7 protein-coding genes and 2 pseudogenes are annotated in these 9,580 nt (G+C 75.2%); 4 read left to right on the plus strand and 5 right to left on the minus strand.

Features of this window, described 5'->3' with window-relative positions:
- Window positions 1–494 precede the first annotated feature (494 nt).
- A pseudogene (locus ACFV0G_RS27015) lies at window positions 495–623 on the plus strand (histidine kinase dimerization/phosphoacceptor domain-containing protein); the annotation flags it as partial.
- Window positions 624–1,442: 819 nt separating this feature from the next.
- On the opposite strand, the pseudogene ACFV0G_RS27020 reads toward ACFV0G_RS27015, so the two are convergent.
- Both ACFV0G_RS27020 and ACFV0G_RS27025 read right to left on the minus strand, forming a co-directional pair.
- Window positions 1,443–2,294, minus strand: a pseudogene (locus ACFV0G_RS27020) (LCP family protein); the annotation flags it as partial.
- 181 nt (window positions 2,295–2,475) lie between these two features.
- A complete protein-coding gene (locus tag ACFV0G_RS27025; RefSeq protein ID WP_380553198.1) occupies window positions 2,476–3,267 on the minus strand; it encodes a TIGR03089 family protein in 792 nt (263 codons plus the stop codon).
- Window positions 3,268–3,368: 101 nt separating this feature from the next.
- On the opposite strand from ACFV0G_RS27025, the gene ACFV0G_RS27030 reads away from it, so the two are divergent.
- Both ACFV0G_RS27030 and ACFV0G_RS27035 read left to right on the plus strand, forming a co-directional pair.
- A complete protein-coding gene (locus tag ACFV0G_RS27030; RefSeq protein WP_380553201.1) occupies window positions 3,369–4,481 on the plus strand; it encodes a peptidoglycan recognition protein in 1,113 nt (370 codons plus the stop codon).
- Window positions 4,482–4,618: 137 nt separating this feature from the next.
- Entirely contained in the window at window positions 4,619–5,527 is a 909-nt protein-coding gene (locus tag ACFV0G_RS27035) for a DNA-3-methyladenine glycosylase family protein (RefSeq protein ID WP_380553204.1), read from the plus strand.
- Window positions 5,528–5,563: 36 nt separating this feature from the next.
- On the opposite strand, the gene ACFV0G_RS27040 is transcribed toward ACFV0G_RS27035, so the two are convergent.
- The 3 genes from ACFV0G_RS27040 to ACFV0G_RS27050 are packed head-to-tail and all read right to left on the minus strand — an operon-like array spanning window position 5,564 to window position 8,449.
- Window positions 5,564–6,856, minus strand: coding sequence for a coenzyme F420-0:L-glutamate ligase (locus tag ACFV0G_RS27040; protein WP_380553207.1), 1,293 nt, complete (start codon window positions 6,854–6,856; stop codon window positions 5,564–5,566).
- The gene (cofD, locus tag ACFV0G_RS27045) at window positions 6,853–7,812 is read right to left on the minus strand and encodes a 2-phospho-L-lactate transferase (RefSeq protein ID WP_380553210.1); all 960 of its coding nucleotides are present in this window, start codon (window positions 7,810–7,812) and stop codon (window positions 6,853–6,855) included. The genes ACFV0G_RS27040 and cofD overlap by 4 nt, the downstream gene beginning before the upstream one ends.
- 28 nt (window positions 7,813–7,840) lie before the next feature.
- Window positions 7,841–8,449: a cysteine dioxygenase gene (locus ACFV0G_RS27050; protein ID WP_380553213.1), complete on the minus strand. Its 609-nt coding sequence runs from the start codon at window positions 8,447–8,449 to the stop codon at window positions 7,841–7,843.
- A 675-nt stretch (window positions 8,450–9,124) separates the two neighbouring features.
- Between ACFV0G_RS27050 and ACFV0G_RS27055 the strand changes: the two genes are divergently transcribed.
- Window positions 9,125–9,400 carry a WhiB family transcriptional regulator gene (locus tag ACFV0G_RS27055; RefSeq protein WP_030276170.1) on the plus strand — a complete coding sequence of 92 codons (276 nt, stop codon included), beginning with the start codon at window positions 9,125–9,127 and terminating at the stop codon, window positions 9,398–9,400.
- Window positions 9,401–9,580: the final 180 nt, after the last annotated feature.

Genomic DNA, 9,580 nt, shown 5'->3' on the forward strand with positions numbered 1-9,580 from the left:
CCCCGCGGCCCCCCCCCCGCGCGCCCCCCCCCCCCCCCCCGGCGCCCCTGCCACTGGACGCCCTCGGCTACCTGCTGCTCCTGCTCGGGCCCGCGCTGCTGCTCTTCCGCCGGCGCCGTCCGGTGGCCGTGGCGGTGGGCACCACCGCGGTGACCATCGCGTACCTCTTCGCCGGGTACCCGTACGGGCCGGTCTTCCTCAGCCTGGTCGTGGCGATCTGCGTCGCCGTGCAGCAGGGCCACCGCCGGGCCGCCTGGGCCTGCGCGGGCGCGTTCTACGCGGCCCACCTGCTGATCTCCTTCGTCCTGCCGCAGTCCTGGCTGCGCGGTCCGGCGGCGCAGCCCAACGGCTGGCAGGAGCTCGGCATCGCCGCCTGGCTGCTGCTGGTGATGGCGGTCGCGGAGATCCTCCGGTTCCGCCGGGAGCGGATCGAGGCCGTCCGGGCGGCCGCGCGGCAGGCCCAGCGCCGCCGGGTGGACGAGGAACGCCTGCGGATGGCCCGCGAGCTGCACGACATCCTCGCGCACAGCATCTCGCTGATCCATATGCAGGCGGGCGTCGCACTGGAACTCCTCGACACCCGCCCGGAGCAGGCGCGGACCGCCCTCACCACCATCAAGGCGGCCAGCAAGGAGGCACTGGGGGAGGTCCGGCAGGTGCTCGGCACGCTGCGCGGCCCGGACGCGGAGGCGCCGCGCAGCCCGGCGCCCGGGCTCGCCCGGCTCGACGAACTGGCGGCCCAGGCCGGGCAGGCGGGCCTCACGGTCGCGGTCCGGTCCACGGGACGGGCGCGGGACCTCCCGCCGGGCCTGGACCTGACCGCCTTCCGGATCGTCCAGGAGGCGCTCACCAACGTCATCCGCCACTCGGCCGCCCGGCGCGCCGACGTGGCGCTGGAGTGGTCGCCGGACGCCCTCACCGTCACCGTGGACGACCCCGGCGCGGCCGGGGTGTCGGCGGGCCCGACGGGCCACCTCCCGGGTGGTGGCACGGGTGGTGGTACGGGCGTCGGCGCGGACCGCGGCAAGGGCGTTGGCGCGGGCAGTGGCACCGGCGGTGGCAGGGGTGGTGGCACGGAGACGGCGGAGGCACCGGGCGGGGGGGCCCGCGCCCCCCGCGCCGCCGCGGGGCGGGCCCCCGGCGACCAGCGCGAACAGCTGCCCGGCCGCGGGCTGTTGGAGGACCAGCCGGTCCTTGTTCCGCGGGTCGTCGGCGACCGGCACGGTGGTGAAGGTGATCCGGCGGGTGTCGACCCGGCTGACCTCCAGTGCGAGGTCCTTGAGCCGCCGGACGTCGCGGATGCCGGAGTCCACGGTGAGCGCCCGGGTGGCGGCGTCCGCGAGGCTCCACAGCTTGGCCGGGCTGGTCAGGGTGTCGCTGCTCTTCAGCTTGCGGATCATCGAACCGAGGAACTGCTGCTGCAGCGGGATCCGGGTCAGGTCGCCGCCGAAGCCGACGGCGTGCCGGGTACGGACGAACGCCAGCGCCTCCTCGCCCTGGACCACGTGCCGCCCCCGGGCCATCCGCAGGTGGGAGTCGGGGTCGTCGATGTCCTTGGCGGCGCACACCTCCACCCCGCCGACCGCGGTCGACAGCGTCTTGACCGCCTCGAAGTTCACCATCATGACGTGGTCGATCCGGATGCCGGTCAGCTTCTCCACCGTGGCCCAGGTGCACCCGGCGTCGCGGCCGTCCTCGCCCAGGCTGCTGTTGAACATCGCCCGCTTCTCGCCGGGGATCCGCCGCTCCCCGGTACGGCACTCGGGGATCGCCACCATCAGGTCCCGCGGGATGCTCATCACCGTGGCGTTGCTGCGGTCCTTGGCCACGTGGAACAGCAGCGTCGTGTCGGCGTGCCCGGTGCTGCCCTCGTCGCCGTACGCCCGGCCGAGCCCCACCCGGCTGTCGGTGCCGATCACCAGGATGTTGAGCGCCCCCTCGATCGCCTGCGGGCGGTCGGCGTCGTCGCCGACGTGGACGTTCACCGCGGTGATGTTCGCGTTGAAGTGCTGGTACGCGTAGAACGCGCCGCCGCACCCGGCGACCAGGGCGAGGGCCGCGGCGAGGGCGGTCCAGCGCAGCGCCCGGCGGCCGCGCCCCGTCCGCCGGGCCCGCCGGTGGGACGCCGATCTGCGGCGCCCCCGGTCGGACGGGGCCATGGGCCGCGACCCGGAGCGCGGCCGTTCGGCGGGGAGCCCCTCGGGGGCGGGGTCGTGCACCTGCGGGCCCGACGGGCCTGCCGCGCGCGGGAAGGCGGCCGGACCGCAGTCCGGACGCCGGTGTCCGCTGTTCATCCGCGACACCCTAGAGCAGCCGCGGAGGTGTTCCGTCCGGATCGCCGCGAAGACAACCCCTGCTGATGAACGCTCACCGCATGCGGAACGCCCGCACGTTCGCACCGGGGACGGGTCCTGCGGTGCGCCGTGCGGGCGCTCGAGGTCGGGGAGATCGGACGGGGCCGCTGGGCCGAACGGATCAGCCGAGGCGCAGCGTCACCCGTTCGGCTTCGGTCCGCTTCTCCCACTGCTCGTCGGTCAGGCCGCCGGAGTTGCGGCACAGCACCACCGAGGCGCCGGCCGCCAGCGGGGCCAGCAGTCCGGCCTCCAGGCCCGACCAGTCGTCGTAGGAGAGCGTCGAGAGCACCCGGTCGCCGGGGCCGATGCCGAGCCGGGCCGCGCCCTCGCGGGCCAGCTGGACGGTCTGCTCACCCGTCAGCTTGAGCGGCAGCCCGTCGACCTCGGTCTCCAGAGCCTGGGCCTGCGGGTGCACGGGGGAGTACGGGGCGAAGCGGTCGCCCTGGCCGGGGACCTCGGCGGCGTAGTCGAGGAAGCCGTCCGGGCGCTGGGGGAAGCGCCCGCCGAGCGGGCGCAGCGCGAGGGCCACCCGTTCGCCGGAGCAGGCCTCGGCGGCCTCCAGGCCGTCCGGTCCGCTGACCACCAGGTCGGTGGTGGCCGGGTCCCCGTTCGGGACCACGGTCACCCCGACGGACCAGCAGGCCAGGTACCAGACCGCGGTCTGCCAGTGGGCCGGGAGCAGCAGCGCCACCCGGTCCTCCGGGCCCGCGTTGAGCTCGTCCTGGAGCAGGTTGGCGGTCTTGGCCACCCAGTTGTCGAAGGTCTTCGCGGACAGCTCGACTCTCTCGCCGGTCGAGTCGTCGTAGAAGGTGATCAGCGGGCGGGAGGGGTCGGCATCGGGGGCACCGGGGCGCAGATAGGCATGCAGCAGCTCGGCGGGGATGCGGGCGTCGGCAGCGAAAGGCGCAGTCATGGTGCGGTCCAGCCTACGGCCTCGCACGGTGCGTCCGGCAGGGGCGTCTGGCCAGGTGACCGGCGTGGCGGGTGGGGTTCTTTGCCGTCAGTATCCGATTTATGCGTCTTGAACCCAGGGCCGCCCTCGCGGCGGCCGTCACCACGACCACCCTGCTGCTCCCGTCCCTCGCCGCCGTGCCCGCGCACGCCGGCCCCGACCCGGGCGGCGTCACCACCATCGACCTGGAGTCCGCGCAGCGGGGGCCGGACACCCTGCGCGAGCTGTCCCCGCGGGGCACCGGCGCGTTCGCCCTGCTCGGCGTCAGCTGGGACGACCCGGAGGCCGTCCTGGACGGCACCGTCCAGGTCCGCACCCGTTCGGCGCTGACCGGCGAGTGGAGCCCCTGGTACGACCTGGCGGCCGAACAGGACGACCGTCCGGACGAACCGATCGGCCGCGGCGCCACCGCCCCGCTCTGGGTCGGCCCGAGCAACGGCGTCGCCGTCCGGGTCGCCGCCGGCACCCACCCGTTCCCGGCCGGCTTACGGGCCGAGCTCGTCGACCCCGGGGCGGATCCGGCCGGCGCCCCCGACCCCCGGCCGGCCGAACCCGGGCAGCGGGCCGGCGCCGCCCCGCGGCCCGCCATCGTCACCCGGGCCGGCTGGGGCGCCGACGAGTCGCTGCGCGAACCCGGCTTCGTCTACACCGGCGACGTCCGGGTGGTCTTCGTCCACCACACCGACACCACCAACGACTACGCCTGCTCCGACGCCCCCAAGATGATCAGGTCGATCTACCAGTACCACGTCAAGAGCAACGGCTGGCGCGACATCGGCTACAACTTCCTGGTCGACCGCTGCGGCACCATCTACGAGGGCCGCGCGGGCGGCGTGGCCGAGCCCGTGCTCGGCGCCCACACCCTCGGCTTCAACACCAACTCCGCGGGCGTCGCCGCGCTCGGCACCTACGTCTCCGACCGGACGCCGCAGGAGCAGATGGACGGCATCGCGCAGATCGCCGCCTGGAAGCTCGGCCTCACCGGCCGGGACGCCCAGGGCACCGCCACCCTGGTGTCGGCCTCCGACGGCAGCCTGTACAAGAAGGGCACCTCGGTGAAGTTCAACGCGATCTCCGGCCACCGGGACGCCTTCGCCACCGAGTGCCCCGGCACCGCCCTCTACAACCGCCTCGACGAGATCCGGTCGGCCGCCGCCGGCCTGCAGGGCAGCTGACCCCGACCCCGACCCCGACCCCCGTACGGCCCGTCCCGGCCCTGTCACCGTCCCGGCGTATCGTTCATGGCGCCCGCCCGGGCCGGCCGGTCCGGCCGCGCGCGACGGGCCGGGGCGACGAGAGGACGTGACGGGCGATGCCGGGGACGGTACGGAGCTGGCGCCCGGACCACCCGCTCGACCTCGGCCGGATTCTCTTCCCGCTGCGCCGCGGCCCCGCCGACCCGTCGTTCCGCGGCGCCGCCGACGGCTCGGTCTGGCGGGCCTCCCGGACCCCGGACGGCCCCGGCACGCTGCGGATCGCCGTCCGCGACGGTGCGGCGGAGGGCCGGGCCTGGGGGCCCGGCGCGGCGTGGCTGCTGGAGCGGATGCCCGAACTGCTCGGCTCCGCCGACGACCCCGCGGCCCTGGTCCTGCCGCCCGGGCCGCTGCGCGAGGCGCAGCGCGCCAACCCCGGGCTGCGGCTGGGCCGCACCGGCCTGGTGATGGAGTCCCTGGTGCCGGCGATCCTGGAGCAGAAGGTGACCACCGCGGAGGCGTACCGCGCCTGGCGGACCCTGCTGCGCGACTTCGGTACGCCGGCGCCGGGCCCGGCGGCCGACCTGTGGGTGGCGCCGTCCGCCCGCGACTGGGCGATGATCCCCAGCTGGGAGTGGCACCGGGCGGGCGTGGACCCGAAGCGCTCGGCGACCGTCGTACGGGCCGCCCGGCTCGCCCCCCGGCTGGAGGAGGCGTCCGGCCTGGACGGTGCGGCGGCCTTCGCCCGGCTCACCGCGGTGCCGGGCATCGGCATCTGGACGGCGGCGGAGACCCTGCAGCGCAGCAACGGCGACCCGGACGCGGTCTCGGTCGGCGACTTCCACCTGCCGAACCTGGTCGGCTGGGCGCTGGCGGGCCGCCCGCGCAGCGACGACGCGCAGATGCTGGAACTGCTGGAGCCCTACCGGCCGCAGCGGTACCGGGTCTGCCGCCTGATCGGCCTGACCGGTGCCCGGGCCCCGCGGTACGGCCCGCGGCTGGCGCCCAACGACCACCGCCACCGCTGAGCTGCCGGGCCGTCGGTGCCGGGGCCGCCGGGGCGGTCAGCGCACCGCGGTGAACGGCTCCGCGGTGCGGGCCGGCCGCTCCTTCGGGGCCTCGGCCGGCCGGCCGACCGCGACCGCGCCCATCGGGTCCCAGCCGGCGGGCAGATCGAGCACCTCGCGCACGGTGTCGCGGCAGAACATGGTGGACGACACCCAGGCCGAGCCGTAGCCCTCGCCGGTCAGGGCGACCAGCAGGTTCTGCACCGCGGCGCCGATCGCCACGGTGAACAGCTCCCGCTCGGCGGCGGCCCGCCGGGCGTCCGGGTAGGCGTGCGAGCCCTCCATCACCAGGCAGGGCACGACGAGGTACGGCGCGTTGCGCAGCACGTCGCCGCGGACGGTCCGGCGGGCGATCTTCGCCTCGTCCCAGCCGTCGAGCTCGCGCAGGTCGCGCCGCCAGGCGTCGAGCATCGCGTCGAGCAGCCGCTCGCGCGCATCGGCGCTCTCCAGCAGCACGAACCGCCACGGGGTGGTGTGGTGCGGGGCGGGCGCGGTGACCGCGGCGGCGACCGCGCGGCGGACGGCGGCCGGGTCGACGGGCTCGGCGGTGAACGAGCGGACGGTGCGGCGCAGGGTCACCGCCCGGCGCAGGGCCTCGGAGGTGCCGAGCCGGAACATGTCGTCGGCGGCGGGCCGGAGCAGCGGTCGCACGCCCTCGCCGTCCGCCGCGGTCACCAGGCCGGCCAGGCCCCGCACCACCGCGACGGGGGTGCCGGTGGCCTTGCCCTTGACCAGGTCGCCGGCGGCGGCCAGCTCGTCCGCGGTGGCGGTGACGGTGAGCCGGAGCTCGTTGCCGTGGCTGTCGGTGCGTCCGCGGTGGTCGTCGAGGACGGGCAGGCCGGCGGCGCCGATGGCCACGTCGGTGAGCCCGGTCCGCCAGGGCCGGCCGAAGGTGTCGGTGAGGACGACGGCGACCGTGCGGCCGGTGAGCTCCTGCAGCCGGGCGCGGATGGCCCGGGCGGAGGCGTCCGGGTCCTCGGGCAGCAGCAGCACGGTGCCGGGCGGGGTGTTGGAGGCGTCCACGCCCGCCGCGGCCATCACCAGGCCGTTGCGGTTCTCGACGATCCGGGCCGGACCGCGCCGGGCGACCACCCGGACGGTCTCGGCGTCGATGGCGGCCTCGCGGTCGGCGGCGTGCAGCAGCCGCCCCTCCGCCTTGCTGACGATCTTGGAGGTGACCAGCAGGATGTCGCCGTCCTCGAAGTCGCCGTGCTTGGCGATGAGTTCGCCGAGGTCCGTGCCGGGCTCGACCTCGGGCAGGCCGGTGACCGGGATGATCTCCAGTCTCACGCGCGGACCTCCGCGGCGAGGTCCAGCGCGGTGCGGGCCATCGCGGCGGTCGCCGGGACGTCGGTCATCAGCAGCGGGACGGCCCGGCAGCGGATGCCGGCCGCCTCGACGCCGGCCACCGCGTCCGCGTCGGCGGTGTCGACCAGCCAGCCGTCCAGCAGGTCCGGGCCGTAGTGCCGGGCGACGGCCTCCGCGGTGGCCTCGACGCCGACGGCGGCGAGCACCTTGTCGGCCATGCCGCGGACGGGGGCGCCGCCGACGATCGGGGACAGGCCCACCACCGGCGCCGCGGCGGACGCGACCGCCTGCCGGATGCCGGGCACCGCGAGGATGGTGCCGATGGACACCATCGGGTTGGACGGCGGGAAGAGGATCACGTCGGCCGCGGCGATCGCCTCCAGCACTCCCGGCGCGGGCGCGGCGGTGTCCGCGCCGACCGGGACGATCGCCTCGGCCTCGACCGCGGCGTGCAGCCGGACCCAGTACTCCTGGAAGTGCACCGCCCGGGTGCCCTGCGCGTCGGTGATCCGCACGTGCGTCTCGACGCGGTCGTCGCTCATCGGGATCAGCCGCACGCCGGGCTGCCAGCGGTCGCAGAGCGCCTCGGTGACGGCGCTGAGCGGGTAGCCGGCGGCGATCATCTGGGTCCGGACGATGTGGGTGGCGAAGTCCCGGTCGCCGAGGCCGAACCACTCCGGCCCGACGCCGTACGCCTTCATCTCCTCCTTGACGGACCAGGTCTCGTCCGCCCGGCCCCAGCCCTGCTCCTCGTGGATGCCACCGCCGAGGGTGTACATCACGGTGTCGAGGTCCGGGCAGACCTTCAGGCCGAAGAGGTGGATGTCGTCGCCGGTGTTGCCGATGACGGTGATCTCGTCCCCGGGGGCGACGGCCTCCCTGAGTCCGCGCAGGAAGCGCGCTCCGCCGATGCCGCCTGCCAGTGCCACGATGCGCATGGGGTCATCCTGCCAGGCGCCCGGGCGGCTACCGCGGTTCGGTCTGCCGCTCGGCGACCGCGGCGCCGTACTGGTTCATCTCCACCAGGCCCGGCGTGTAGAGGTGGATGGAGACGGCCGGCTCCAGGGCGGCGTTGACCACCTCGTGCACGTCGCCGGCGGACAGCACCCGCCGGCCGCCCGGGCGCAGCACCCGCGCGCCCTCGCCGGAGCGGGTCAGCGAGCGCTCGGTGAGCTCGCCCTCGACGACGGTCATCACGCCGGCGGACCGGCCGTGGTCGTGCAGGCCGCTGCTCTGCCCCGGCAGCCAGCTGAGCAGCCACACCTCGTAGCCCGGGCCGGTCTCCAGCCGGGCGTACCAGCGGGTCAGCGCGTCGTAGCGGACCAGCGGCTCCCAACGGGCGCGGTCGGCGGCGATCTCCCGGACGAGCCGGGCGTACTCGGCCACCGTGCGGGGGTGGTGCGGCAGGTCGGTGCGGGCGAGGTGCGGGAAGGCGAGCGGGTCGCCCGCGATGGAGACGTCGCTCAGGCCGTCCGCCCACGGGTGGCGCGGGCCGGCGAGGCTGACGACGGGGGCGGTGCGGGCGAGGTTCTTCTTGCGGTCGCGGTTGCGGAGGCGGAGGCGGGGCATTCGCACGGGGCAGTCCTCGGAACGGGCCGGTCGGTCGGATTCAGCCGGTTCCGCGGGGAAGAGGGGGACTGTCGCGCGGGCGGCCTCGGTGTTCGAGCTGTGGGCGGCGCGCGGTGGGACGCGTGCGCCTAGATACAGCAGGAACAGAGGCGACAACAGAGCGAGCTCGCGGCACGCCTCGCAGCGGCCTGGCGGCCGGGGCGGTGGGCGGCGAACTCTGACATGAGAGCAAGGAGACCTCAGGAGGGGCGGCAGTGTCAACCCGATCTGCCGGACATTCAGGCCGCATCAGGCATGAACCACCGGATGGAGTGATAAATCAGGCTCTAGGTTTCGATGTGAAGATCGCCGGGAAGGCAGCCCCGTACCTGGGCAACCGGGTCGCGGTCGCAGGCGTCTCCCTCCGTGGGGGCGGTCGCCGCCGTGACCGTCGGTGCTGACGGAAGGCCAGCTCCCGGGCGGTCCCGGGCGGTTGCTCCGCTCGGACGAGATGCCCAAGATGTCCGGATATGTACACTATTGGTGGCGGCTTGGTTCCGGGGAGTGAATCCTCGACCCAATACCAGAGCTCGGCTTGACTGGGCCAGAGTGACGCAACTGTAATTTCACTCGTGTCGTTCCGCCGCTCAGGCAACGGCAACACGACGGGGACGCCAAGAGGGGCAGAGGAGGCGCGCCAGAATGAGCGAGCTCTTTGAGCTTTTGATCGGTGACGGCATCGCAGAGGACGAGGAAGAGGAGCTCGGCTGGCAGGAGCGCGCCCTGTGCGCCCAGACCGACCCGGAGTCGTTCTTCCCCGAGAAGGGCGGGTCGACCCGCGAGGCCAAGAAGGTCTGCCTGGCCTGCGAGGTCCGCTCCGAGTGCCTGGAGTACGCCCTCGCCAACGACGAGCGCTTCGGCATCTGGGGCGGCCTCTCCGAGCGCGAGCGCCGTCGTCTCAAGAAGAGCGCGGTCTGACGCGCCGAAACCCCAGCTGTGCCGGGCGCCCCACCGAGTGGTGGGGCGCGTTCGCGGCCCCCCCCCCCCCCCACCCCACGTACGGCCGGCGCGCCGCCCCGCCGTTCCGGGAGTGGTGGGGGCCCAAGCGCTGTACGCCCACCGCGGCGCGCCCCCCCCCCCCGCCCCCCCCCGCCCGCC

Origin of the sequence: Kitasatospora sp. NPDC059571 (assembly GCF_042735675.1) — a bacterium.
Lineage (GTDB): Bacteria > Actinomycetota > Actinomycetes > Streptomycetales > Streptomycetaceae > Kitasatospora.

What these genes read in the sequence shown, in the direction of transcription:
- ACFV0G_RS27030 (WP_380553201.1), top strand. Translation starts at nt 3,369, where the DNA reads ATGCGTCTTGAACCCAGGGCCGCCCTCGCGGCGGCCGTCACCACGACC.
- ACFV0G_RS27025 (WP_380553198.1), bottom strand. Translation starts at nt 3,267, where the DNA reads ATGACTGCGCCTTTCGCTGCCGACGCCCGCATCCCCGCCGAGCTGCTG.
- ACFV0G_RS27035 (WP_380553204.1), top strand. Translation starts at nt 4,619, where the DNA reads ATGCCGGGGACGGTACGGAGCTGGCGCCCGGACCACCCGCTCGACCTC.
- ACFV0G_RS27055 (WP_030276170.1), top strand. Translation starts at nt 9,125, where the DNA reads ATGAGCGAGCTCTTTGAGCTTTTGATCGGTGACGGCATCGCAGAGGAC.
- cofD (WP_380553210.1), bottom strand. Translation starts at nt 7,812, where the DNA reads ATGCGCATCGTGGCACTGGCAGGCGGCATCGGCGGAGCGCGCTTCCTG.